This is a genomic window from Micromonospora sp. L31 (assembly GCF_052068075.1).
Lineage (GTDB): Bacteria > Actinomycetota > Actinomycetes > Mycobacteriales > Micromonosporaceae > Micromonospora > Micromonospora purpureochromogenes.
This window is the reverse complement of sequence record NZ_JBQHDC010000003.1, coordinates 217,437-240,347: the sequence shown is the minus strand read 5'-3', so window position 1 is coordinate 240,347 and position 22,911 is coordinate 217,437. Positions and strand designations below refer to the sequence as shown.

Here is a 22,911-nt window from a genome sequence, read left to right as displayed (position 1 = left end):
GCCCTCGCGGGCGGCGGATCACGTTCCGTTCGGTCAGCGGACCGGTGGGACTGGGGTCCACTGCCACGTCTTTGCGCACACCAACGACCGCACCGGCATGACGGCGCAGCTAAGTGACACACGTTACGCCGATCTCCACGGCCCGGCCGCGCAACGCAGTGTCCCGTGTGTCCCGCAGGTTGGAAAGACCCGGAGCATGATCAATGTCCGTCAGCCGGAAAAGATCGTCTTCGGTTGACGCCGGACGGTCAGCCGACGACCCCGCCGATGGTCCTGCCGGCCAGCGCGGTCACCGCGTGCCGCTCCGACTCCAGGCAGGATTCCACCAGATCCGCCATGGCGGCGAAGAGCTCCTGCCGGCCGACCGCCCCGAGCTGGTCCTCGGCGGTGAACTCCTCGGTGAGTTCGGCCAGGCGTCGGGTCAGCTCCCGGATCTCGGCCTCGGCGTCGCGCCCCCGGCTGAAGACCAGCGCCATGCGCTGCTCGGCCACCTCGGTGTACGCGCCGAGTCCCTGCACCGTGTCCAGGGCGAGTGCCGCGAGGCGCGACCACTGTTCACCGGAGTGGCGAAACAGCGCTGCGGCCTCGGTGAGCCGGTCGCCGACCAGGGGTGCGGCCTCGTCGAGGAAGTCGGCGTAGACCAGCCGGGTGGCGCCGGGCGCGGTGTACTCCACCTCCAGGCACTCGTACAACCGGCGCACGCCGTGGAAGAAGGGCACCGGGGCCCCGAAGCGCCGGGCCCAACCGGTTCTGGTGCGGGTGTCGCGCAACTGGTGGGCGAGCTTCGCCATGCCGCTGAAGCCGAAGTTGGTGTCGAAGCTGGTGTGGAGGACCGGACCGGTCAGGTGTGCGACGGTGGTGGCGACGGCGTCGCGGATCGCGGTCGGCAGGTCGGTCCGCTGGCGGGTGGCGGTGACCGTGACGGCCTGGTGGCGCCCCTTGCGGTGGGCCGACCAGGCGGCGGCGAACGTCTGCACCGGGAGCTGGCGGGGGTGCGGCCCCTCGTCGTCCAGGTGGAGGACATCCCCGTCGACGCCGGCGACCACCACCGGATAGGGGTCGTTGCCGGGCCCCGGTTCCAGTCCGTGCCACGGGAGTCGACTGCGGTCCACGGTGGCGAAGACAGGTCGGCCTGCGCCCAGCGCCGTCCGGAGCCGTTCGATCGCCGGTCCCGCCTTCGAGCTGTGTTCCTCGACGTACGGCAGGCCCAGCCGGTCCAGCGCGGCCGGTACCCAGGGCTGTGGATGGTGCTGGGCCACGATGGTCAGCAACGGGGGCAGGTCGCGGTACTCGAACACCGCGTACATGAATCCCACACCGCCGCCGAGCCCGGCGAGCATGGCCTCGGTGTACGGGGCGTCGGTGTGCGGCGCGCGCACCCCCTGTGCCGCCAGCACGTGGGCGAGCAGCCCCGACTCGCGGTGCTGGCGGGGACCGAAGGTGCGGTAGCCGGGCACGAGGCCCGGCGGGAGCACCCGGTCCGCCGACGGCTCGGCGTGGGCCAGCACCTGACGGCGGGCGGTGGTCCAGCTCTCGCCGGTGGCCGCCATGCGGGCCCGTACCCGCTGCTTGAGCTTCTTCTGTTCGGTCATGAGCTACGCCTTCTGGACAGCGCGACCGCCGTACCCCACGCCAGCGTCGCGTCCATCCGGCGGATCGGCCCGAACGACACGCGTCACTCGCGATGGCAACGGGCCACCTTCGCCCCCGCTCGGCCCGGCGGCGTGGGCGCCAGGTCAGGAGGTCCGGCACGCGAGCGTGCCGGCGACCACGGTACCCGAGGTCAGCCGGAGGCGCCGCCGGTGAAGTTCCAGGCCGCCAGGCGCAGCGCCGGCGCCTCCCACCAGACCCCGTCCAGCCGGTCCGGCTGGCGGACCGGCCGTCGGCCGAGGCCGAGCACCGCGCCCGGCGCCAGCGCCCGCGGGTACGACTCGGTGAACCGGAAGTCGCGGACCGCCCGGGTCGGCACCCCGTCCTCGACCAGCCACACCCCGTTGCGGGTCAGCCCCGTGATCACCAGGCTCTTCGGATCGAGCACCCGCGTGTACCAGAAGTCGCTGACCAGCAGCCCGCGCTCCATCCCGGCGACCAGCGCGGCCGTGTCCCCGTCCGCCACCGCCCCGGGCGTGAACTCGGCGCCGCTGCCGGGGCCGGCCGCGGCGAGCAGGCGGAGGTTGCGCGGGATCGGGCCGAAGGTGGACGCGCCGACCATGCCGTGGCCGGTGGACCCGGTGCCCACCTCGGCGCCGCTGCGCCGGTCGTGTGCCACCGCGCTGGTCACCCCGGCCTCGACCAGCGTCAGCGCCCGCCGGGCGGTGCCCTCCAGGTCGTACGGGAGGGCGGAGGCGTGCAGCGGGTCGTCGACCAGGGTCACCGACGGGTCGAACTGGGCGCTGCCCGGCTCGGCGAAGGACTGCCGCTCGGCGTACCGCTTGCCGTTGAAGCCGTACCAGGAGAAGTTCTGCAGCAGGTCGCCCACCGCGGCCGGCTCCAGCACCACCTCGTACCGGCCCGGGGGCAGCTCCACCGGGTCGGCGGCGGCGCGCGCCTTGCCGGCGGCCCGGGTGCCCAGCGCCGCCCCGTCGAGGTCGGCCAGGCGGTCGGCGCAGAGCCGGGCCACCCCGTCCGCGCCGCCGGTCCGGGCGATGCCGTCCATCGCCGCCTCGGTGGTGCGGCCCTGCGCGGTGTGGCCGGCGGAGTTGGCGAACGCCCCGGACCGGTACGACGTCCGGCAGTAGCCGGCCGCCTCCAGGCCGTCCACCGCGTCGACGAAGGCGCGCACCCGGTCCGCCCGCGCGCCCGGCTCGGCGTAGGCGGTGTCCTCGTCGAGCAGGCCGCTGGAGCGCACCGCCGTGGGCGGGGTCAACCCCGGCCAGGCCGGGTCCGGCGGGCAGAGCCGCGCCGCCGCCACCGTCCGCTCGACCAGCGCGTGCAGGCCGTCGGCGTCGACCAGGCTGCCACCGCCGGCGGCGGTCCGGCCGTCGGCGTGCAGCCGCAGCCGCACCGATACCCCGGACTCGGCCACGTTCTGGTGGATGAAGGAGTTGGCGAACCGGGTCAGCGCCAGGTCGTGCCGGGTCACCGTCACCTCGGCCTGCGCGTCGGGGCCGGCCAGCCGGCGGACCAGCTCCATCACCTGACCGGCGACGTCCAGCTCGGTCATGCGCGTACCCCCACTCGGACGTCCCGGAAGCGGGCCGGGGCGGCCGGGTGGCCGGTGTGGCCGACCTGGCCGGGCTGGCCCTTCCCGCAGTTGGGTGTGCCCCAGGCGACGGTCTCGGAGGAGAGCATGTCCATCGAGCGCCAGAAGAGCGGGCCGATGCCGGTGTAGGTGGGGTTGCGCAGCATCCGCCCGCGCCGGCCGTTCTTCACCTCCCAGCCGATCTCGCAGCCGAACTGGAAGTTGAGCCGCTTGTCGTCGATCGACCAGGAGCGGTTGACGTCCATCAGCACCCCGTCGTCGGTGGCGGCGATGATCTCGTCGAGGGTGTGCGGGCCGGGCTCCAGGCCCACGTTGGTCATCCGGACCATCGGCAGCCGGGCCCAGCCGTCGGCCCGTACGCTGCCGCCGTGGTCGAGACCGGCGACGGCGGCCGAGTCCCGACCGGCGAGCACGCCCACCCAGCGCCCCTCGCGGACCGCGTCCCGGCGGACCGCCGGGGAGCCCTCGTCGTCGAAGCCGAAGCTGCCCAGTGCGCCCGGGATGGTCGGGTCGATGGTGACGTTCATCAGCTCGGAGCCGTAGCGCAGCGAGCCGAGCTGGGCCAGGTCCAACCAGGACGTGCCGGCGAAGGCGGCCTCCCAGCCGAGGATGCGGTCCAGCTCGATGGCGTGGCCGACCGACTCGTGGATCTGCAACGCGAGCTGTTCGCCGCCGAGGATGAGGTCGGTCTCGCCGGCCGGGCACTCGGGCGCGGTGAGCAGCGCCCGGGACTCCTCGGCGATGCGCGCGGCGTGCGCGGTGAGGTCCAGCGACTCGACCAGCTCCCAACCGGTGGTGCCGTACTGGCCCCGGTAGCTGGGGTAGGAGCGGCGCTGGGTCTCGCCGTCGCCGATGGAGGTGGCCGAGATGCCGCCGCCGCACTCGCGGATGCGCTGGTCGATCCGGTGCCCCTCACTGGAGACGAACCACTTGGCGGTGTCCCAGATCTGGTAGAGCCCCTCGGCCAGGTCGGCGCCGTGCTCCCGCATCGTCGCGGTGGCCCCGACCAGCAGGTCGCCCTTGTCGGAGAGGGCGACCCCGAGCGGGTCGACCCGGCACGACGAGGCCCAGCTCGCCACGGCCGCTCCGGCCTGCACCAGGTCGATCGGCGGGCCGGGCACCCGCGCGCTCGCGGCGGCGATCGCCGCGGCGCGCCGGCCGGCATCGCGGGCCGCGGCGTCGGACAGCTCGGGTACGGCGTGGAAGCCCCAGCTCGACCCGACCAGCGCCCGCACCCCCAGGCCGATGCTCTCGTCCTGGGTCAGCTCCTCGATGGCGCCGTTGCGGGCCGACATCGACTCGTAGCGGCGGTGCATCACCCGGGCGTCCGCGTACCGGGCGCCCGCGTCGAGGGCGGCCTGGACGGCGGCGGAGGCCGCGTCGAACTCGGTCATGCGCCCGACCCTAGGCGAGCCGGCCGACGTTCGTCAGGGGACGAGCTCCTCCGGCCGGATGGCGGCCTTCACCGGCTCGCTCAGCTCCAACGTGTCACCTGGCTTGGTCACCGACTGCTCGACGTAGTGGCTGCCCTGCCGCCGGTAGAGGTGCAACGTGCCGGTCTCCTGCTCGACGAGGAGGTACCACTCGATGCCGGCGGCGGCGTAGTAGTGCATCTTGAGCACCTTGTCGGTGGCCGCGTTGCTCGGCGAGATGATCTCGCAGATGAGCCGGACGTCGACCGCGTCGATGATGAGTTCGTCCAGGTCGACCGGTCCGGTGATGACGAGATCGGGAATGGGGATCCGGCCCGGTCGGAGCCGGACGTTCACCGCCTCCAGGAGTTCCAGCCCGGCGGTCTCGGCCGCGGCTTCGAGGATGTTGCCCAGTTTGCGCGAGATGCGCTGGTGGCGTGGAGTGGGGGCTGGGGTCACGTGGAGGCTCCCGTCGAAGAGTTCGACGCGTTGCTGCGTCTCGCCGAGGGCGAGGTACTCCTCTTCGGTCCACGGGCCGTCGTGGTCGAACACCGCCGCGGTCATCGTCACCTCCACCTCTCTGGCGTCGAATCCTTCCGTGGCCGCCACGACCATCGTCGCACCCGACGTGCGAGCGTGGGCCGACGACATCGAGTTGCCGCGGTGGATGTCCTGGTGAGGGCTGTTCACGCCCGTTGTCGACTCGTTACGCTGTGGGCCGCTGACAGCTCCGCGGCTTGTAGCTTATTTTCACCCTCGAAGCTTTGTTGTAGGTTCTCTACAACTTGAGGGAGGCGGTCGTGGACAGTCCGGAACCCGTGCCGTCCGGGCAGTCGGACGACCGCCCCGGCGTGCCGGAGCAGCGCGCTGTCGAGGCGCCCCACCTGCGGGTCGACGACCTGCGGGTCCGGTTCGACACCACCGACGGGGTGGTACGCGCGGTCGACGGGGTGTCCTTCTCGGTGGCGCGCGGGCGCACGCTCGGCATCGTCGGCGAGTCCGGCTCGGGCAAGAGCGTCACCTCGCTGGCCATCCTGGGCCTGCACGACGCCAAGCGGACCACCATCACCGGGGAGATCACCCTCGGCGGTCGTCAACTGGTCGGCCTTCCCGACGAGGAGGTGCGCCGGCTGCGCGGCCGGGACATGGCGATGATCTTCCAGGACCCGCTGTCGGCACTGCACCCCTACTACACGGTGGGCCGGCAGATCGCCGAGGCGTACCGGGTGCACCACCCGGGGGCGGGCCGGCGGGAGGCGCGTACCCGGGCGGTCGACATGCTCGGCCGGGTCGGCATCCCGCAGCCGGCGCGCCGCTTCGACCAGTACCCGCACGAGTTCTCCGGCGGCATGCGGCAGCGGGCGATGATCGCGATGGCGCTGGTCAACAACCCGGACCTGCTGATCGCCGACGAGCCGACCACCGCCCTCGACGTGACCGTGCAGGCGCAGATCCTGGACCTGCTCACCGACCTGCAGGCCGAGTTCCACTCGGCGATCATCCTGATCACCCACGACCTGGGCGTGGTCTCCCAGGTCGCCGACGACGTGCTGGTGATGTACGGGGGCCGGGCGGTCGAACGGGGCACGGTCGAGCAGGTGCTGCGGCGCCCGCAGCACCCGTACACCTGGGGGTTGCTGTCGAGCGTGCCCTCGCTGCACGGCGACGCGGACGCGGACCTGGTGCCGATCCCCGGCACGCCGCCCTCGCTGATCAACCTGCCGTCGGGCTGCGCGTTCCACCCGCGCTGCCGGTACGCCGGCCGCAACGGTGACCGCTCGCGCGCCGAGGTGCCCGAGCTGGGCCCGGCGGGCGAGGCCGGCCACCTGGTCGCCTGTCACCTGTCGGCGCAGGAGCGCACCCGGCTCTACCAGGAGGACGTGGCACAGGTGGGGGTGGCCCGATGAGTGAGACCGAACCCCTGCTGCGGGTACGCGGGCTGACCAAGCACTTCCCGGTGCGCACCGGACTACGCAGCCGGGGGCTGGTGCGGGCGGTCGACGGGTTGGACTTCGACGTGCGGCCGGGGGAGACCCTGGGCCTGGTCGGGGAGTCCGGCTGCGGCAAGACCACCACTGGCCGGATGCTGGTGCGGCTGCTGGAGCCCAGCGCCGGGACCATCGAGTTCGCCGGCCGGGACATCACCCACGCCCGGCGGCGGGAGCTGCGGCCGCTGCGGCAGGACCTTCAGATCATCTTCCAGGACCCGTACGCCTCGCTGAACCCCCGGCACACCGTGGGCCGGATCGTGGCGATGCCGTTGCAGGTCAACGGCATCGACCCGCCCGGCGGGGTGCGCAAGCGGGTGCAGGAACTGCTGGAGCTGGTCGGGCTGAACCCGGAGCACTACAACCGCTACCCGCACGAGTTCTCCGGCGGGCAGCGGCAGCGCATCGGCATCGCCCGGGCGCTGGCGCTGCGGCCCAAGCTGATCGTCGCCGACGAGCCGGTCTCCGCGCTGGACGTCTCGATCCAGGCGCAGGTGATCAACCTGCTCCGGGACCTGCAACGCGACCTCGACCTGGCGTTCGTGTTCATCGCCCACGACCTGGCCGTGGTGCGGCACTTCTGCCAGCGGGTCGCCGTCATGTACCTCGGCCGGATCGTCGAGATCGGCGACCGGGCCGACATCTACGAACGGCCGCAGCATCCGTACACCCGGGCCCTGCTGTCGGCGATCCCGGACGTGACGGCGCTCGGCCCGGCCGGGCGGATCCGGCTGGCCGGCGACGTCCCGACGCCGCTGGACCCGCCCTCGGGCTGCCGGTTCCGGACCCGCTGCTGGAAGGCGCAGGACGTCTGCGCCACCGAGGAACCGGCCCTGGTGCCCCGGGACGGCGGCCGGCAGGCCACCGCCTGCCACTTCCCCGAAGGGGAACCGGCTGGCACGAGCCCCGAAGGGGAACCGGCTGGCACGAGCCCCGAAGGGGAACCGGCCGGCACGAGCCCGGAGGCCGGCCCGGTGGCCGCCGCCGGCCCGGTGGTTCCGGTGCGGCCGGTGCGGCCGGTGCAGCCGGCGGAGTCGGTGGAGTCGGCGGAGTCGACGGCTCCGGCCGGGTCGACGCCCCCGGCCGGGTCGGTGGGCGCGAGCGGCGAGGAGGTGGCGAAGTGAGTCTGTCCCCGATCGAGGGCGTGGCGCTGGCGGAGATCGAGTCCGGCGGCGACGGCGACGCGCCGCGGAGCAGAGGCGTCGTCGGCCGGTCACCCGGTCAGCTCGCGCTGGCCCGGCTGCGCCGGGACCGGACCGCCCGGGTCAGTGCCGCCCTGCTGGTCTTCTTCGTGGTGGTCGCGCTGGTCGCCCCGCTGCTGTCGATGGTGTACGGCGTCGGTCCCGGCGAGGACTTCAAGGACAAGCTGGACTCGTGCTGCGGCATGCCGCTGGGCTACCTGGGCGGCATCTCCGGCGAGCACTGGTTCGGGCTGGAGCCCGGCACCGGCCGGGACATCTTCATCCGGATGGTGTACGGGCTGCGGACCTCCCTGCTGATCGCCTTCTCGGCGGCGGTGCTCAGCACCGCGCTCGGCGTGACGCTCGGTGTCGTCGCCGGCTACCTGGGCGGCTGGGTCGACGCGGTGATCACCTGGATCACCGACCTGGTGCTGGCCATGCCGTTCCTGATCATCGCGCTGGCCCTGACGCCGACGCTGGTGCTGCGCTTCTACGGCCAGCGCGCCGCGGTGCCCGAGGCGTTCGGCGTGGCGATGCTGATCGGGATCTTCGCGGTCTTCGGCTGGACCAGCACCGCGCGGCTGGTCCGCGGGCAGGTGATCGCGCTGCGCGAGCGGGAGTTCGTGGAGGCGGCCCGGGCCAGCGGCGCCGGCCTGGGGCACATGCTCTTCCGGCAGCTGCTGCCGAACATCTGGGCGCCGGTCCTGGTGGCCTTCTCGCTGGCGGTGCCGCAGTTCATCACCAGCGAGGCGGCGCTCGCCTTCATCGGCGTCGGGCTCTCCGAGGAGACGCCGAGCTTCGGCCGGATGATCTTCCGGAGCCTGCGGTACCTGGAGACCGACCCGATGTACGTCTTCTTCCCCGGCGTCACGATCTTCCTGCTGGTGCTGGCCTTCAACCTCTTCGGGGACGCGCTGCGCGACGCGCTCGACCCGAAGTCGTCGCGGTAGGGGTGCCGACATGGCCCGTTTCCTGATCAAGCGGATCTTCTCCGCCGCCCTCACCCTCTTCGTGGTGAGCGTGCTGACCTTCCTGATGTTCTTCGCGCTGCCCCGGGACCCGGTCAGCGGCATGTGCCCGAAGAACTGCAACCCGGAGCGGTTGGAGCGGGTACGCCAGGAGTTGGGGCTGCGCGATCCGCTCGTCACCCAGTACGCCGGCTACATGAAGGGCATCTTCACCGGCCGGGACCTGGGCAGCGCCCAGGGCGGTCGGTGTGAAGCCCCCTGCCTGGGCTGGTCCTACGTGGCCAACGAGGCGGTCTCCGACACCATCGCCCGGGTGCTGCCGGTGACGCTGAGCATCGTGATCCCGGCGGCGATCCTCTGGTTGCTGCTCGGGGTGGGTCTCGGCATGATCTCCGCGCTGCGTCGGGGCACCTGGGTGGACCGGGCCGCGATCGGCTTCTCGCTGACCGGCGCCTCGTTGCAGCTCTACTTCGTCGGCGCGGTGCTGCTGCTGGTCTTCGTCTACACCACGCGGCTGCTGCCGGTGCCCGGCTACACGTCGATCCTCGACAATCCGCTGAAGTGGGCGAGCGGGCTGGTGCTCGCCTGGGTCGCGCTGGCCTTCCTCTTCTCCGCCATCTACGCGCGGCTGTCCCGGGCACAGATGCTGGAGACGCTGTCGGAGGACTTCGTCCGGACCGCGCGCGCCAAGGGCCTGGCCAAACCCCAGGTGTACGGGCGGCACGCGCTGCGCGCGGCGATCACCCCGGTGGTCACCATCGCCGGGCTGGACGTCGGCGGAGCGCTGGGCGGCACGGTGATCACCGAGCTGACCTTCGGCCTGACCGGGCTGGGGCGTACCGCCGTGGACGCGGTCAAGGGCGGTGACCTGCCCACCATCATGGCCACCGTGCTGATCGCGGCCTTCTTCGTGGTGGTCGCCAACCTGGTGGTGGACCTGCTCTACGCCGCGATCGACCCGCGGGTCCGGCTTGGCTGACGCCGTCGCGGGTCGGGAGCGGACACCCGATGTACGCGTCGTTGAAATTTAGCGACAACTGTTACACAACTTGAAGGTTTTCTTCTTTACGATCCTCGGGACGTCGGCGGGTCCCCGCCCGGCGCCCGCAGAGCACACGGTGGAGGAGGTACGACATGCGACCACGGGTGGCGGCAGCCGCATCCGGCGCTATCGCACTGGTTGTGGCGTTGGGCGCGTGCACGAAGAACACGGACGACGGCCCGGTGGTGGACAACAACCGGAAGCAGACCGGGGTGATCGCGACCGACCCGAAGGACTCCCAGGGGCCGGCGGCCGAGGTCGAGGGGGCCCAGAAGGGCGGCACCTTCAGCATCATCCGGGAGACGCCGATCTCCCACCTGGACCCGCAGCGGACGTACTCGTTCGCCGGCCTGATGGCCAACCCGCTCTTCGCCCGCTACCTGACCACCTGGAAGGACGACGGCAAGGGCGGCCTGGTGCTGGTGGGTGACCTGGCCGAGACGCCCGGCACCAACGTCAACAACGACTGCAAGGTCTGGGAATTCAAGATCAAGGACGGGGTGAAGTTCGAGGACGGCAGCGCGATCACCTCGAAGGAGATCGCGTACGGCATCGCCCGCTCCTTCGACCCGGACCTGCCCGGCGGCCCGACCTACATCCAGGAGTGGCTGGCCGACAGCCCGCAGTTCGACACCAAGTGGGACTTCAAGAAGAACAAGACCGGGCTGCCCCCGGGCCTGACCACGCCGGATGCGAAGACGCTGCGCTTCGAGTTCGCCAAGCCCCGCTGCGACCTGCCGTTCGCCGTCTCGCTGCCCACCACCGCGCCGCTCAAGCCGGAGATGGACACCGGCGTCAACCTCGACCAGAAGCCGTTCTCGTCGGGCCCGTACAAGGTCGCCAAGCACCAGGTCGGCGTGCAGCTGACCCTGGACCGCAACCCGAACTGGGACCCGAAGACCGACCCGGTGCGGCACCAGTACCCGGACCAGTTCGTCTGGACGTTCGGCCCGACCGCCGACGCCGCGAACAACCGGGTGATCGCCGACAACGGCGCCGACCAGAGCGCGCTCGCGTGGAACTTCGTGCCCGCCTCGCTGGTGGCCAAGGTCGCCGGTGACGCCAACCTGAAGTCGCGGACCATCCTCTCCCCGACGCCGAGCGCCAACCAGCTGGTCATCAACACCCAGCGGGTCACCGACCTCAAGGTCCGGCAGGCGCTCAACTACGCCATCGACCGGGACGGCCTGATCAAGACCATCGGTGGCTCCACCGTGGCGGCCCCGCTGACCACGCTGATGCCGCCGGCGACGATCGGCTACAAGGCGTACGACGCGTACCCGGCGGGCGCCAGCGGCGACATCGACAAGGCCAAGGAGCTGCTCGGCGGCCAGACCCCGCAGCTCGTCCTCGGCGCCTCCGACGACTCGGAGGAGCAGGAGATGGCCACCCAGATCAAGAGCAACCTGGAGAAGGCCGGCTTCAAGATCACGATCCGGAACATCCCGGACGACGCCAAGCTCGACGAGATCAAGAAGAAGAACAACCCCTGGGACCTGTACATCGGCAACTGGGCGGCGGACTGGCCGAGCGGCGCGTCCATCCTGCCGGTGCTCTACGACGGCCGGTCGATCAAGGCCGAGGGCAACAGCAACCAGTCCTACTTCAACGACCCGGCCATCAACGCCGAGTTCGACCGGATCCTGGCCATGGCCCCGGCCGACCAGGGCCCGGAGTGGGGCAAGCTCGATGAGCGGATCATGAAGGAGCACGCCCCGGTGGTGCCGCTCTACGTCGACGTGGCCTACGTCGTGCACGGCTCCAAGGCCGGCGGGGTCTTCATCTCCAGCGTCTTCGGCTACCCGTCCTTCGTCAACGCGCACGTCAAGCAGTAACTCGCGGTAGGGACGGGCCCCGGTCGACAACGGTGTCGGCCGGGGCCTTCCGCGTCTCAGAGGTGCGTACGCAGGAAGTCCAGCTCCAGCCGGAGCAGCCGCTCGGACAGCCCGTCGGCGGCCAGGTGGCTGGCCCCGGTCAGCGGCAGCACCGCGTGCGGGCGCCCGGTGGCCAGCAGCGCCGCCGACAGCCGCAGCGTGTGCGCGGCCACCACGTTGTCGTCGGCCAGGCCGTGCACCAGCAGCAGCGGCCGGGCCTGCTCCGACTCGAGCAGCGGCTCGGCGGCCAGCTCCACCAGCGAGTGGTGGCCGTACACGTCGATCCCGTCGTCCGGCAGGCCCAGGTAGCGCTCGGTGTAGGCGGTGTCGTACAGGTGCCAGTCGGTGACCGGGGCGCCGGCGATGCCGCAGCGGAACAGCTCCGGGTGCCGCAGCACGGCCAGCCCGGCCAGCCAGCCGCCGAACGACCAGCCCCGGATCGCCACCCGGTCCAGGTCCAGGTCCGGGTGCTTGCCGGCCAGCGCGGTCAGCGCGTCCACCTGGTCGGCCAGGATCACGTCGGCCAGCCGGCGGTGCACCGCCTTCTCGAACGAGGGCGCCACCCCCGGGGTGCCCCGGTTGTCGACGGTCACCACCGCGAAGCCGGAGTCGGCCCACCACTGCCGTTCCAGCCAGGCCGCCCGGGCGGCCACCACCTCCTGGTGACCCGGACCGCCGTACACGTCCAGCAGCACCGGCAACCGGGTGCCCTTGACGTGGTCGCTCGGGTAGAGCACGCCGGACGGCAGCCGCCGGTCGGTCACCCGGACCAGCATCGGGCGCGGGGCGTACGGCGGGGTGGCGGCCAGCGAGCGCAACTGGGCCACCTCCCGGTCGCCGCGCCAGACCGACCAGCTCGTCCCCGCGTCGTCCAGCGAGGCGGTGCCCACCACCAGCACGTCCCCGCCCACCGCGGCGGTGTGCCAGCCGGGGGTGCCGCTCATCCGGCGGGCGTCCACGCCGCCGCCGATCACCGTGCGGACCCGGTACAGGTGGCGCTGGCTCGGCTCGCCCTCGCTCGCCTCGACCAGCAGGTCCGCCGGGCCGCCGCCGGTGGGCAGCCGCCCCACCACCCGGCGTACGTAGAGCGAGGGCGGGGTGAGCAGGGTGCCGTCGGCGAAGAGGCAGCGGGCGTCGTACCCGTCGTGGGCCAGCTCCCCGCCGACCAGGACCCGGCCGTCCGGCAGGTGCGCCGGGGTGCCCGGGATCGGCTCCACCCAGCGCGGGTCGGCCAGCTCGGCGTGCACCTGCGTCTCCCCGGTGCGCGGGTCCACGGCCAGCACCAGGCCGTGCTGCTGTGAGCGGCGCAGCACCGTGATCAGCGGCCCGCCGTCGGCCCAGCCCACCGAGGCCAGGTACGGGTAGGTCTCGCGGTCCCAGTGCACGTCGACCCAGCCGCCGTCAAGGTCGAGCAGGTGCAGGCTGACCTCGGCGTTCGGCCCGCCCGCGCGGGGGTACGCGACCGTGGTCGGCGGGCTCGTCGGGTCGGCCGGGTCGTGCAGGTGCCAGCGCGGCAGCCGGGACTCGTCCACCCGGGCGGCCAGCACCGACCGGCCGTCGGGCGCCCACCAGTAGCCGCGGAACCGGTCGAACTCCTCGGCCGCGACGTGCTCGGCCAGCCCCCAGGTCACGCCGGAATCCTCGCCGGCCAGCAGGGTGTCGGTGCCGTCGGACTCGACCACCCGCAGCTGGCCCCGGCGGACGCCCTCGGCGGCGTCGGTGACGTACGCCAGCCGCTCGCCGGTCGGGTCCGGCCGCGGGTCGATCACCGGCCCGACGGTCTCCACCTCGACCACGTCGCCGTGCACCAGGTCGGCCCGGAACAGCCGCCCGGCCAGCGCGAAGACCGCCACCCGGCCGGCGGCGTCCAGGGCGTACGAGCCGATGCCGGCGCTGCTGAGCCGCAGCCGTTCGCGCAGTGCCCGCTCGCCCGGGGCGAGCGCGCCCGGTTCGGTGTCGGCGCCGAGCAGCGCGGCCGGGTCGGCGATCAGCCGCTCCTCGCCGCTGGCGACCTCCAGCGACCAGAGTTGCTCGGCCGGGTCCTCGGGACCGCCCGAGCGGAGGAAGACCACCCGGGAGCCGTCGTCGGCCACGGAAACGGCGCGCGGCGCCCCGTGGCTGAACCGACGGGTGCGGGCGGCCAGCTCGGGAAAGTCCACAGCTCCAGATCGTAGGGCGGCTCGCGACGTGATGTGGCCGACCTGGGCGGACGCGTCAGGCTCGGCGGACGGAGACCGCCGGTTAGAGTGACGGACGTGACGACGCTGCCCAATCGACGCCTTCTGCTGGTTCACGCGCACCCCGACGACGAGTCCATCGGCACCGGGTCGACGATGGCCTGGTACGCCGCCAGCGGCGCTCACGTCACGCTGGTCACCTGCACTCTCGGCGAGGAGGGCGAGATCCACGTGCCGGAGCTGGCGCAGCTCGCCGCCGCCGAGGCCGACCAGCTCGGCGGCTACCGGATCGGCGAGCTGGCGGCCGCCTGTGCCGCGCTCGGCGTCACCGACCACCGCTTCCTCGGCGGCGCCGGCCGCTACCGCGACTCCGGCATGATGGGGCTCGCCACCAACGAGCACCCCCGGGCCTTCTGGCAGGCCGACCTCGACGAGGCCGCCGGGCACCTGGTGGAGATCATGCGCGAGGTCCGCCCGCAGGTCATGATCACGTACGACCCGAACGGCTTCTACGGCCACCCCGACCACATCCAGGCCCACCGGGTGGCGATGCGCGCGCACGAGCTGGCCGCCGCCGAGGGCTTCGCCCCGGCCAAGGTCTACTGGACGGCCATGCCGCGCAGCGTGCTGGAGGCCGGCCTGACCGCCTTCACCGAGGCGTCCGACAACCCCTTCGACGGCATCGACAGCGCAGACGAGCTGCCCTTCGGCACGCCCGATCCGCAGATCGCCGCGCGGATCGACGCCACCGACCAGCATGCCGCCAAGGAGGCGGCGATGCGCGCGCACGCCACCCAGATCCCGGCCACCTCGTGGCTGTACTCGATCGCCGGCAACTTCGGCGCCGAGTTCATGGGCGTGGAGTACTTCACCCTCGCGGTGGGCGAGAAGGGCCCCGGCAAGGGCCCGTACGGCTGGGAGGACGACCTCTTCGCCGGGCTGGCCGCGGACGGCACCGACCGCTCCCCGGTCGCGGTGGCCGGGCTCCGGTGACCCTGCCCGCCGCGCCGATGACGGTGGTCGAGGAGCAGGTCACACCGCCGCCCCCGGGCCGGTCCACGCGGCTGCTCGACGTCGCCCTGCGGATCGCCGGCGGGCTGGTCTCGGTGGTCGGCGGGGTGCTGGTGGCGCTGCTCGGGCTGCTGCTGTCCACCGTCCGGGTGGGCGGTCACCTGATCGGGGTGTCGGTGCTGGTCACCATCGGCGCGGCGGTCGCGGTGAGCTGGTTCGCGTACGCCACGGTCGGCCGAAAGTGGGCGGTGGCGCTGCCGGCGTTGCCGTGGTTCGTGCTGATGGCCGTGGCGGCGGTCCGCACCACCGAGGGCGACCTGCTCGTCGCCGGCGACAACTGGGTGGGGCTGGGCATGATCACCGCCGGGGCGATGACCTTCGCGGTGATGGCGTTCCGGCAGATCCTCGGCCCGCCGCAACGACGTCACGACGGGTGATGACGCCGCACAGCCTGTGGTGGTAGACATTCCTGCCAGAAGGCTCGCCAGTGGGGCGGGCGGTACGGCGGGAGGCGTGCGATGGGGAATCGGTGGCGCGCGGTCGGCGTGCTCGCGGGGGCGCTGTTCGCGGTCAACGTGGTGGCTCGGGTGATCATCAAGCTCGGCTTCGACGGGAACGACACCGCCGCCGACCGGGTCTCGCTGGGCATGTTCGTGGTGATCGGGCTGATCCTCGCCGGGGTGGTCTTCGTGCAGGGCCGTACCCGTCCGGCGGGCGCCTGGGGCACCGATGTCGGCGCGGCGGTGCTGGTGGCGCTGCTGCTGACCGTGCTGGTCGGGCCGCTGCTGGTCGGCAACAACCCGTTCGGCGGGGGCGCCGGGCTGTTCTTCGCCCAGATCTGGCTCTACCTGCTGGCCGCCGGGGCCGGCGTGGCGGTCGGCTACCTGCTGCTCACCGCGCTCGGCCTCGACCACCGCTCACAGCAGCTCAAGCGGTACGCCGAGATCAAGTCTGCCAAGCCGCGCCGGGTCGTCCGCCGCTGAGGCGTCGAGTTCTCCGGTCCCGATCGGCGCGGCCCACTCGTCGGTCCGGCGTGTCGTGGCGTCGGTGGCAACGTCGGTGTGAGCGATATGCCTGAGCGGCATATTTATGACTCTCAGGCATATCGCTCGTACGGGTGTCGTCCTCCGGCCGGCCCCGGTGCGGGAGGTCGCGCTGTCGCGTCCGGAGCATCCGTGGTTCGGCGGACGGGGCGCGCCCCGAGCCGGGCAGGGCCGGGCCGGGTCGAGGGCCGGTGACGGCCCCCGACCCTGCTGCTCGCCTAGCTGGCGGGGGAGGAGGCCCGGTCCCTGGTGTCCGTTCCGGCCCGGGGCTGCGGGACGCGGGCATTCGGGCGCGCGGTCGTCGTCGACTCGGACACCGCTTCCTCCAGCTCCGCCGCCCGCCGCTCGACCTCCTCGACCTCGACGGCCAGCGGCGTCACGTCCGCCAGTTCCGCCGCCCGCCGCTCCACCTCCGCCAGCTCCACCTCCGGCGACTCGGGCCGAGGCCGACGCGGGTTGGAGCGGTCGGGGGTGGCCGACCTACCGCCGGTCGTCGAGCGTCCGGAGCCAGTGCGTCCGGAATCCGAGCCGGCCGAGCGCACGGAATCCGAGCGGCCGGAGCCCGAGCTGGCCGAGCGGCCGGAGCCCGAGCCGTTGGTCTTCCGGCCCTCGCGCAGCGCCGTGATCAGGGCGTCGACGAGTTCGTCCTTGCGCATGTCGGCGGTGCCGGTGATGCCGCGTCGGCGCAGTCGGTCGCGGAGCTGGTCGACCTTGAGGCGGGCGATCTCGCTCTCGTTGACGTCGGGGGTGTTCGGGGTCTGGTTGCCCGGCTGCTCGCCGGTCTGCGCCCCGCGCGAACCGCCGCCGCGCGACCCGCCCCGGCCGCGGGCGGTGCCGCCGTCGCGGGAGTTCCCCCGCGAGCCGCCGTCGGAGCGCGACGCCGGGCCGCTGCCGGAGGTGTTGCGGGAGCGGGTGGTCTTCCGGCCCTCGCGCAGCGCTGTGATCAGGGCGTCGACGAGTTCGTCCTTGCGCATGTCGGCGGTGCCGGTGATGCCGCGTCGGCGCAGTCGGTCGCGGAGCTGGTCGACCTTCAGGCGGGCGATCTCGCTCTCGTTGACGTCGGGGGTGTTCGGAGTCTGGTTGCCGGGGGCGTTCTTCGTCGCCGTCGAGGCGCTGGCGCGTCCCGATCCGCTGCGCGTGGCCATCGAGCAGGTCCTTCCTGGTCCGGGGTCGAAGGAGGCGTCACGACGCGCGTCGTGCCGCGTCCAGTTCTTCCGGTACCCCGAACGACCTGCGGGAATCGTCCCTGTGCTCAGTCCGGGGCGACCCGGGTCAGGTAGGTGTGGTGGGTGGTGAACCCCAGTCCCCGGTAGAGCGTCACCGCGGCGGTGTTGCGCTGCTCCACCTGGAGGAAGGCGTGCGTCGCTCCCTCCGCCACGCCCCAGTCGACCAGGGCCCGGACCACCCGGCCGGCCAGCCCGCGCCGCCGGGCCTCGGGCACCACCTCGATCAGGCTGAGCCCGAGCCAGCGTCCCCGCCCGGTGACGGTGCCCCGGCCGATCGCGACCAGCGTGCCGTCGGCGTACACGTGGGCGAAGCGGACCCGGGCCACGGCGGTGAGCACGTGCCGGGCGGCGTCCGGGAGGCCGCCCTTGCGGCCGGCGGCGATCGCGAGCCAGTCGTCCGACGGCGCGGCGGCCAGCTCGACCGGCGGTGAGCCGGCCGGGGCCGACGCGGCCGGCGGCAGCGCGGCGAGGGCGACGGTCTGCACCAGCACCGGTGGCCGGCTGCCCCAGCCCCGGGCGTCCAGCTCCGCGCCGACCGGCGCGGCCAGCGGGAGCGGGGTGTTCACCATGGCCGGTTGCCCCTGGTCGGCGTACCAGCGCTCCACCGCGTCCAGCGCGGCCGGCAGGGGCCGGTCCGGGTCGCCCACCGGCAGCGCGGAGTTGGCCCGGCCGGACCAGCCGGCGGCGGAGCGCAGCAGCCAGTCGCCCAGCCGGTCCCGGACGGCGGCGGGCCACGCCTCGTCGGAGGCCAGCTCCAGCTCGATCACGGCCGAGGCGGTCGGCCGGCGGGTCGGCGGCACGCGCTTGGCCCGGTGCACCTCGGTCACCGGTACCCGCAGCCGGCCCTGCCTGGTGGCGAGAGTGAGATGGGTCTCGGTCAGCTCGACCAGCTCGCCGAGAGCGTCCGAGAAGAGGGGGCGGCCCTCGCGAATCCCCACAATGCGGCGCACCACGATCCGGTGGCCCACGTCCTGCTGTCGGAGCACGATCGACCTCCTCCCCGGCGAGATACTAGGCTCTTAGCGTCGCGGGTGATCGCGGCGAGTCTTGCGGAGGAGAAGACCGGTGACCTACATCATCGCCGAGCCGTGCGTGGATGTGCTCGACAAGGCATGCATCGAGGAGTGCCCGGTCGACTGCATTTACGAGGGCAATCGGATGCTCTACATCCACCCCGACGAGTGCGTCGACTGTGGTGCCTGTGAGCCGGTCTGCCCGGTCGAAGCGATCTTCTACGAAGACGACGTCCCGGAGCAGTGGAAGGACTACACCGGGGCCAACTACGAGTTCTTCGAGGACCTCGGCTCGCCGGGTGGCGCGTCGAAGATCGGCAAGGTGGAGAAGGACGCGACGTTCGTCGCCGCCCAGCCGCCGCGCGGAGAGGGCCACTGAACCGGCCCGCGCCGGTCTCGTCGCGGCTGCCCGAGTTCACCTGGGACACCCTGGACGCCGCGGCCACCGTGGCCGCGGCGCACCCGGACGGTCTGATCAACCTCTCGATGGGCACGCCGGTCGACCCGGTGCCCCCGGTGATCCGGCAGGCGCTGGCGGACGCGTCCGATGCCCCGGGATACCCGCTGACCGCGGGCACCCCGGCGCTGCGCGACGCCATCGCCGGCTGGGTGGCCCGCACCTGCGGGGCCGGGGTCGACGGGCTCGGCGTCCTGCCCACGATCGGCTCCAAGGAACTGGTCGCCTGGCTGCCCACCCTGCTCGGGATCGGCCCCGGTGACGTGGTCGTGGTGCCGTCGATCGCCTACCCGACGTACGAGGACGGGGCCCGGCTCGCCGGCGCCACCACCGTCCGCGCCGACTCGCTGACCGCGGTCGGCCCGACCTCCCGGGTACGCCTGGTCTGGGTCAACTCGCCCGGCAACCCGACCGGTCGGGTGCTGCCCACCGCCCACCTGCGCAAGGTGGTCGACTGGGCCCGCGAGCGGGGCGCCGTGGTGGCCAGCGACGAGTGCTACCTGCCGCTGGGCTGGACGGCCGACGCCGAGCCGGTCTCGGTGCTCTCGCCCGAGGTCTGCGGCGGGTCGTACGACTCGGTGCTGGCGGTGCACTCGCTCTCCAAGCGCTCCAACCTGGCCGGCTACCGGGCCGGTTTCGTCGCCGGCGACCCGGCGCTGGTGGCCGAGCTGCTCAAGATCCGCAAGCACGCCGGCATGATCGTGCCCGCGCCGGTGCAGGCCGCCATGGTGGCCGCGCTCTCCGACCAGGCGCACGCCGACGAGCAGCGGGAACGCTACCGGGCCCGGCGGGAGACGCTGCTCGCCGCGTTCACCGGGGCGGGCTTCACCGTGGAGCACTCGGAGGCCGGGCTCTACCTGTGGATGACCCGGGGCGAGGACTGCTGGGCAACGGTGGACTGGCTGGCCCGCCGGGGCATCCTGGTCGCCGCCGGCGTCTTCTACGGCCCCGGCGGGGCGCAGCACGTCCGGGCCGCGCTGACCGAGTCCGACGCGCACGTCGCGGCGGTCGCCGCGCGGCTCGCACGGGCCTGACGCGCCGATGGGCGGGGCCGGCGGGGTGGTCCGGGCGGCGGTGGTCGGCACCGGGCTGATCGGCGGTTCGGTGCTGCTCCGGCTGCACGCGGCCGGGCTGGACGTGGCCGGCTGGGACCCGGACGAGGCGACCCGGCGGCAGGCCCGGCGGGCCGGCGTACCGGCACCGGAGCGTCTGGTCGACGCGGTGGCCGACCGGGACGTGGTCTTCCTCTGCGGGCCGCTGCCCACCCTGCCGCGGACCCTGGTCGAGGTGGCCGCGGTGACCGCCGAGGACTGCCTGCTCACCGACGTCGGGAGCACCAAGGCGGAGCTGGCCGCGTTCGCCGCCGCGCAGGGGCTGACCCACCGCTTCGTCCCCGGCCACCCGATGGCGGGCACCGACCGGGCCGGCCTGACCGCTGCGGTGCCGGGGCTCTTCGACGACGCGGCCTGGGTGCTCTGCCCCGCGCCCGGTCCCGGCCTGGCCGCCTTCCGCCGGCTCACCGTGCTGGTGATGGAGGTGTTCGCCGCCCGGGTGGTGCCGATGGCGGCCGATCGGCACGACTCGGTCGTCGCGCTCGCCTCGCACGTGCCGCACCTGCTCGCCGGCGCCCTCGCCGGCGCGGCCGAGCGCTCCCCGCTGCGCGACGCCGTCCTCGGCCTCGCCGCCGGCAGCTTCCGCGACGGCACCCGGGTCGCCGGCACGCCACCGGAGCGGACGGCGAACATGCTGCTCGCCAACCGGGCGGCGGTGCTGGCCGCGCTGACCTCGGTCACCTCCTTCCTGGACGAACTGGCGGCCGCGCTGCGTGACGACGACCGGGCCGCGCTCACCGCCCGACACGGCGAGGGCCGCGACGCCCGGGCCGCGCTGGCCGGCCGCGCGACGGTCGAGCTGCGTCGGGCCTTCCCGCTGGCCGGCAGCGGGGACGCGGAGCTGCGCTTCCTGCTCGAACTGGGCGCGGCCGGCGGGTACCTCGACGGGTGCCGGACGACCGGCGACCAGGTCGAGTACCTGGCCCGTCGGTTGGCCGTGGAACCGGACGGCGCACCGGGCCCGCCGCTAGGGTGAGGGCGTGACGGACGGACCGGTCGTGGCGGTACGCGGTGAGGCGTACCGGGAGGTCGCGCCCGAGCTGGCCCGCTTCCAGGTGACCGCGACGGCCCGCGAGCGGGACCGGGAGGTCACCCTGACCCGGCTCGCCGAGCGGGCCGCCGCGGTGCGGGTGCTGCTCGACGAGCACGCCGCCGCCCTCGACCGCCGGGAGGCCGGCGACCTGCGGGTACGCCCCGAGACCAACCGCTCCGGCGAGCGAGTGGTCGGCTACCACGGCAGTGTCACCACCAGCGTCACCGTCACCGACTTCGCCGTCCTCGCCGAACTGATGCTCCGCCTGGCCGACCAGGAGCAGGTCGAGGTGGCCGGCCCCTGGTGGTCGCTGCGGCCGGACAGCCCGGCCCACCGGGAGGCCCGGCACGCCGCCATCGCCGACGCGCTGCATCGGGCCCGGGAGTACGCCGAGGCGTTGGGCGCCCGGGTCACCGCCCTGCTGGAGCTGGCCGACGCGGAGGAGGGGTTCGCCCCGATGGCCGGCGCGGCGTTCTCCCACCGCATGGAGACGGGCGCGCCGCCGGAGCTGGAACTCGACCCGCAGCTGCAGACCGTGCACGCCGTGGTGCGGGCCCGGTTCACGGTCAGCGACCCGGTGCTGCCCTGATGCCCGAGGCCACCCCGCTCCCGCTCGACGACCTGGTGGCCCGGGCTCGTGCCCTGGCCGAGGCGGGGCCCCGGCAGTTGCTCGGCATCGCCGGGGCGCCCGGGGCGGGCAAGTCCACTCTCGCCGAGCGGATCGTCGCGGCGATCGGCCCGAACGCCCGGCTGGTGCCGATGGACGGCTTCCACCTGGCCCAGGCCGAGTTGGAGCGGCTGGGCCGCGCCGCCCGCAAGGGCGCGGTGGACACCTTCGACGCCAACGGGTACGTCTCGCTGCTGCGCCGACTGCGACGGCTGGAGCCGACCGCGGTCTACGCGCCGCTGTTCCGGCGGGATCTGGAGGAGCCGGTGGCCGGGGCGATCGAGGTGCCGCCCTCGGTCCGGCTGGTGGTGACCGAGGGCAACTACCTGCTGCTCAGCGACCCGCCGTGGGACGACGTGCGGGCGCTGCTGCACGAGGCGTGGTTCGTCGACCTGGACGCGGAGTCGCGGCTGCGCCGGCTCGTCGCCCGGCACGAGGCGTACGGGCGGACGCCGGAGCAGGCGGCGGCCTGGGCGTACGGCAGCGACGAGACCAACGCCGCCCTGGTCCGCAACACCGCGAACTACGCCGACCTGGTGGTACGCCTAACCGACCCCCCGCCGGGGTGACGGGACACCGCGCCGCAGCAGCCGGGCGACCAGGGCTCGTTCCCGCTGGAACTCCACCGCCTCCGGGTATCCGCTGTGGTTGCGGATGGGCGGGTCGGCGACCTCGCCGCCGCTGGGGTGCAGCGCCTCCGGGTCGACGACCGGGCGGGTTGCGGGCCGGCCTCGGCGGGTTCGGGCCGCAGCCCGAGGAGCTGGTCGGGCGGAGTGTTGGACACCCCGTGCACCCGTAGTTCGAGCACCCGATCGCCCATCCGTGCCCCCTGGTGTCGCGCTCACTACCCAGAGTGCACCCTGGTGCCCGGTTCCGGCCACCCGCACGTCTGCTGTTTTAGCAGGTCAACCGGGTTATTCGAGGGTGCGCACCGGGCGGGCGGGATTGCCGACGGCGACCACGTTCGGTGGCAGATCCTTGGTCACGACGGCGCCGGCGCCGACCACGGTGTTCGCGCCGACGGTCACCCCGGCGAGCACGATGGCCCCGCCGCCGAGCCAGACGTTGTCGCCGATGGTGATCCGCTTCGCCGCCTCCCACTTCTCCCGGCGCGGACCCGGCTCGATCGGGTGGGTGGGGGTGAGCAGCTGCACGTTGGGTCCGATCTGGACGTCGGCGCCGATGGTGATCCGGGCGACGTCGAGGAAGACCGCGTTGAAGTTCACGAAGCAGCGCGGGCCGAGGTGGATCTGCCAGCCGTAGTCGCAGTAGAAGGGTGGACGGATCCAGGTGCCCTCGCCGAGCGAGCCGAGCAGCTCGCGCAGCGCGGCCAGGCGGCCCTGCGGGTCGGTGGCGGCGGTGGTGTTGACGCGCTCCATCAGCTGGGCGGCGCGGTCGAGGTCGGCGATGATCTCGGGCTCGTTGGCGATGTAGGGCTCGCCGGCCAGCATTCGTTCCCGCATGGACGTCACCGGGCGATCATCGCTGGCCGGGTCCCCGCCAGG

At 73.4% G+C, this 22,911-nt stretch carries 20 protein-coding genes and 1 pseudogene; 13 read left to right on the top strand and 8 right to left on the bottom strand.

All coding sequences use genetic code 11. The features are described from left to right. Positions 1–248 precede the first annotated feature (248 nt). From ACTMS9_RS10710 to ACTMS9_RS10695, 4 genes are all read right to left on the bottom strand, one after another. Positions 249–1,592, bottom strand: coding sequence for a DUF4872 domain-containing protein (locus ACTMS9_RS10710; RefSeq protein ID WP_441164815.1), 1,344 nt, complete (start codon positions 1,590–1,592; stop codon positions 249–251). Between the two features lie 191 nt (positions 1,593–1,783). Then, positions 1,784–3,163: a TldD/PmbA family protein gene (locus ACTMS9_RS10705; RefSeq protein ID WP_441164814.1), complete on the bottom strand. Its 1,380-nt coding sequence runs from the start codon at positions 3,161–3,163 to the stop codon at positions 1,784–1,786. Further along, the gene (locus ACTMS9_RS10700; RefSeq protein WP_441142440.1) at positions 3,160–4,596 is read right to left on the bottom strand and encodes a TldD/PmbA family protein; all 1,437 of its coding nucleotides are present in this window, start codon (positions 4,594–4,596) and stop codon (positions 3,160–3,162) included. Before ACTMS9_RS10700 ends, ACTMS9_RS10705 begins: the two co-directional genes overlap by 4 nt. Before the next feature lie 33 nt (positions 4,597–4,629). Beyond that, positions 4,630–5,178 (bottom strand): Uma2 family endonuclease, encoded by a 549-nt coding sequence (locus tag ACTMS9_RS10695; RefSeq protein ID WP_441164972.1) that lies wholly within the window; start codon positions 5,176–5,178, stop codon positions 4,630–4,632. A 287-nt stretch (positions 5,179–5,465) separates the two neighbouring features. Between ACTMS9_RS10695 and ACTMS9_RS10690 the strand changes: the two genes are divergently transcribed. The 5 genes and pseudogenes from ACTMS9_RS10690 (at position 5,466) to ACTMS9_RS10670 (ending at position 11,628) form a co-directional block, all read left to right on the top strand. Beyond that, positions 5,466–6,521: an ABC transporter ATP-binding protein gene (locus tag ACTMS9_RS10690; RefSeq protein WP_441142635.1), complete on the top strand. Its 1,056-nt coding sequence runs from the start codon at positions 5,466–5,468 to the stop codon at positions 6,519–6,521. Next, a pseudogene (locus ACTMS9_RS10685) lies at positions 6,518–7,537 on the top strand (ABC transporter ATP-binding protein); the annotation flags it as partial. The gene ACTMS9_RS10690 and the pseudogene ACTMS9_RS10685, both read left to right, overlap by 4 nt. Before the next feature lie 185 nt (positions 7,538–7,722). Next, entirely contained in the window at positions 7,723–8,733 is a 1,011-nt protein-coding gene (locus tag ACTMS9_RS10680; protein WP_441164812.1) for an ABC transporter permease, read from the top strand. Between the two features lie 10 nt (positions 8,734–8,743). Then, positions 8,744–9,730, top strand: coding sequence for an ABC transporter permease (locus ACTMS9_RS10675; protein ID WP_441142442.1), 987 nt, complete (start codon positions 8,744–8,746; stop codon positions 9,728–9,730). Between the two features lie 203 nt (positions 9,731–9,933). Beyond that, positions 9,934–11,628 (top strand): ABC transporter substrate-binding protein, encoded by a 1,695-nt coding sequence (locus ACTMS9_RS10670; protein WP_441164810.1) that lies wholly within the window; start codon positions 9,934–9,936, stop codon positions 11,626–11,628. Positions 11,629–11,684: 56 nt separating this feature from the next. Here ACTMS9_RS10670 and ACTMS9_RS10665 read toward each other — a convergent pair whose 3' ends face one another. Beyond that, positions 11,685–13,826: a prolyl oligopeptidase family serine peptidase gene (locus ACTMS9_RS10665; protein WP_441164808.1), complete on the bottom strand. Its 2,142-nt coding sequence runs from the start codon at positions 13,824–13,826 to the stop codon at positions 11,685–11,687. Positions 13,827–13,913: 87 nt separating this feature from the next. On the opposite strand from ACTMS9_RS10665, the gene mshB reads away from it, so the two are divergent. From mshB to ACTMS9_RS10650, 3 genes are all read left to right on the top strand, one after another. Beyond that, entirely contained in the window at positions 13,914–14,837 is a 924-nt protein-coding gene (gene mshB / locus ACTMS9_RS10660; RefSeq protein ID WP_441142445.1) for an N-acetyl-1-D-myo-inositol-2-amino-2-deoxy-alpha-D-glucopyranoside deacetylase, read from the top strand. Between the two features lie 17 nt (positions 14,838–14,854). Continuing rightward, the gene (locus ACTMS9_RS10655) at positions 14,855–15,292 is read left to right on the top strand and encodes a hypothetical protein (protein WP_441142637.1); all 438 of its coding nucleotides are present in this window, start codon (positions 14,855–14,857) and stop codon (positions 15,290–15,292) included. Positions 15,293–15,373: 81 nt separating this feature from the next. Next, a complete protein-coding gene (locus ACTMS9_RS10650; protein ID WP_441142446.1) occupies positions 15,374–15,838 on the top strand; it encodes a hypothetical protein in 465 nt (154 codons plus the stop codon). A gap of 278 nt (positions 15,839–16,116) precedes the next feature. Here the strand turns inward: ACTMS9_RS10650 and ACTMS9_RS10645 are convergent, their stop codons facing one another. Together ACTMS9_RS10645 and ACTMS9_RS10640 are read right to left on the bottom strand one after the other, a co-directional pair. Next, complete coding sequence (locus ACTMS9_RS10645) at positions 16,117–17,043, bottom strand: hypothetical protein (protein ID WP_441164807.1); 927 nt, start codon at positions 17,041–17,043, stop codon at positions 16,117–16,119. Positions 17,044–17,150: 107 nt separating this feature from the next. Next, positions 17,151–18,110, bottom strand: coding sequence for a GNAT family N-acetyltransferase (locus tag ACTMS9_RS10640; protein WP_441142448.1), 960 nt, complete (start codon positions 18,108–18,110; stop codon positions 17,151–17,153). 79 nt (positions 18,111–18,189) lie between these two features. Here ACTMS9_RS10640 and fdxA point away from each other — a divergent pair, with 79 nt between their 5' ends. From fdxA to ACTMS9_RS10615, 5 genes are read left to right on the top strand one after another with little or no spacing between them, the layout of a single operon-like run. Next, a complete protein-coding gene (gene fdxA, locus ACTMS9_RS10635) occupies positions 18,190–18,516 on the top strand; it encodes a ferredoxin (protein ID WP_007464872.1) in 327 nt (108 codons plus the stop codon). Next, a complete protein-coding gene (gene dapC / locus ACTMS9_RS10630; RefSeq protein WP_441164971.1) occupies positions 18,513–19,628 on the top strand; it encodes a succinyldiaminopimelate transaminase in 1,116 nt (371 codons plus the stop codon). Before fdxA ends, dapC begins: the two co-directional genes overlap by 4 nt. Before the next feature lie 7 nt (positions 19,629–19,635). After that, positions 19,636–20,682, top strand: coding sequence for a prephenate dehydrogenase (locus tag ACTMS9_RS10625; RefSeq protein ID WP_441142449.1), 1,047 nt, complete (start codon positions 19,636–19,638; stop codon positions 20,680–20,682). A 4-nt stretch (positions 20,683–20,686) separates the two neighbouring features. After that, positions 20,687–21,328 carry an SIMPL domain-containing protein gene (locus ACTMS9_RS10620; protein ID WP_441142450.1) on the top strand — a complete coding sequence of 214 codons (642 nt, stop codon included), beginning with the start codon at positions 20,687–20,689 and terminating at the stop codon, positions 21,326–21,328. Beyond that, positions 21,328–21,975, top strand: a complete 648-nt coding sequence (locus ACTMS9_RS10615; protein ID WP_441164805.1) for a nucleoside/nucleotide kinase family protein — start codon at positions 21,328–21,330, stop codon at positions 21,973–21,975. Before ACTMS9_RS10620 ends, ACTMS9_RS10615 begins: the two co-directional genes overlap by 1 nt. A gap of 345 nt (positions 21,976–22,320) precedes the next feature. On the opposite strand, the gene ACTMS9_RS10610 is transcribed toward ACTMS9_RS10615, so the two are convergent. Next, on the bottom strand, positions 22,321–22,878 hold the full coding sequence (locus ACTMS9_RS10610; protein WP_441142452.1) for a sugar O-acetyltransferase: 558 nt from the start codon (positions 22,876–22,878) through the stop codon (positions 22,321–22,323). Between the last annotated feature and the right edge of the window lie 33 nt (positions 22,879–22,911).

What these genes read in the sequence shown, in the direction of transcription:
- ACTMS9_RS10710 (WP_441164815.1), bottom strand. Translation starts at nt 1,592, where the DNA reads ATGACCGAACAGAAGAAGCTCAAGCAGCGGGTACGGGCCCGCATGGCG.
- ACTMS9_RS10705 (WP_441164814.1), bottom strand. Translation starts at nt 3,163, where the DNA reads ATGACCGAGCTGGACGTCGCCGGTCAGGTGATGGAGCTGGTCCGCCGG.
- ACTMS9_RS10700 (WP_441142440.1), bottom strand. Translation starts at nt 4,596, where the DNA reads ATGACCGAGTTCGACGCGGCCTCCGCCGCCGTCCAGGCCGCCCTCGAC.
- ACTMS9_RS10695 (WP_441164972.1), bottom strand. Translation starts at nt 5,178, where the DNA reads ATGACCGCGGCGGTGTTCGACCACGACGGCCCGTGGACCGAAGAGGAG.
- ACTMS9_RS10675 (WP_441142442.1), top strand. Translation starts at nt 8,744, where the DNA reads ATGGCCCGTTTCCTGATCAAGCGGATCTTCTCCGCCGCCCTCACCCTC.
- ACTMS9_RS10655 (WP_441142637.1), top strand. Translation starts at nt 14,855, where the DNA reads ATGACGGTGGTCGAGGAGCAGGTCACACCGCCGCCCCCGGGCCGGTCC.
- ACTMS9_RS10650 (WP_441142446.1), top strand. Translation starts at nt 15,374, where the DNA reads ATGGGGAATCGGTGGCGCGCGGTCGGCGTGCTCGCGGGGGCGCTGTTC.
- ACTMS9_RS10645 (WP_441164807.1), bottom strand. Translation starts at nt 17,043, where the DNA reads ATGGCCACGCGCAGCGGATCGGGACGCGCCAGCGCCTCGACGGCGACG.
- ACTMS9_RS10625 (WP_441142449.1), top strand. Translation starts at nt 19,636, where the DNA reads ATGGGCGGGGCCGGCGGGGTGGTCCGGGCGGCGGTGGTCGGCACCGGG.
- ACTMS9_RS10615 (WP_441164805.1), top strand. Translation starts at nt 21,328, where the DNA reads ATGCCCGAGGCCACCCCGCTCCCGCTCGACGACCTGGTGGCCCGGGCT.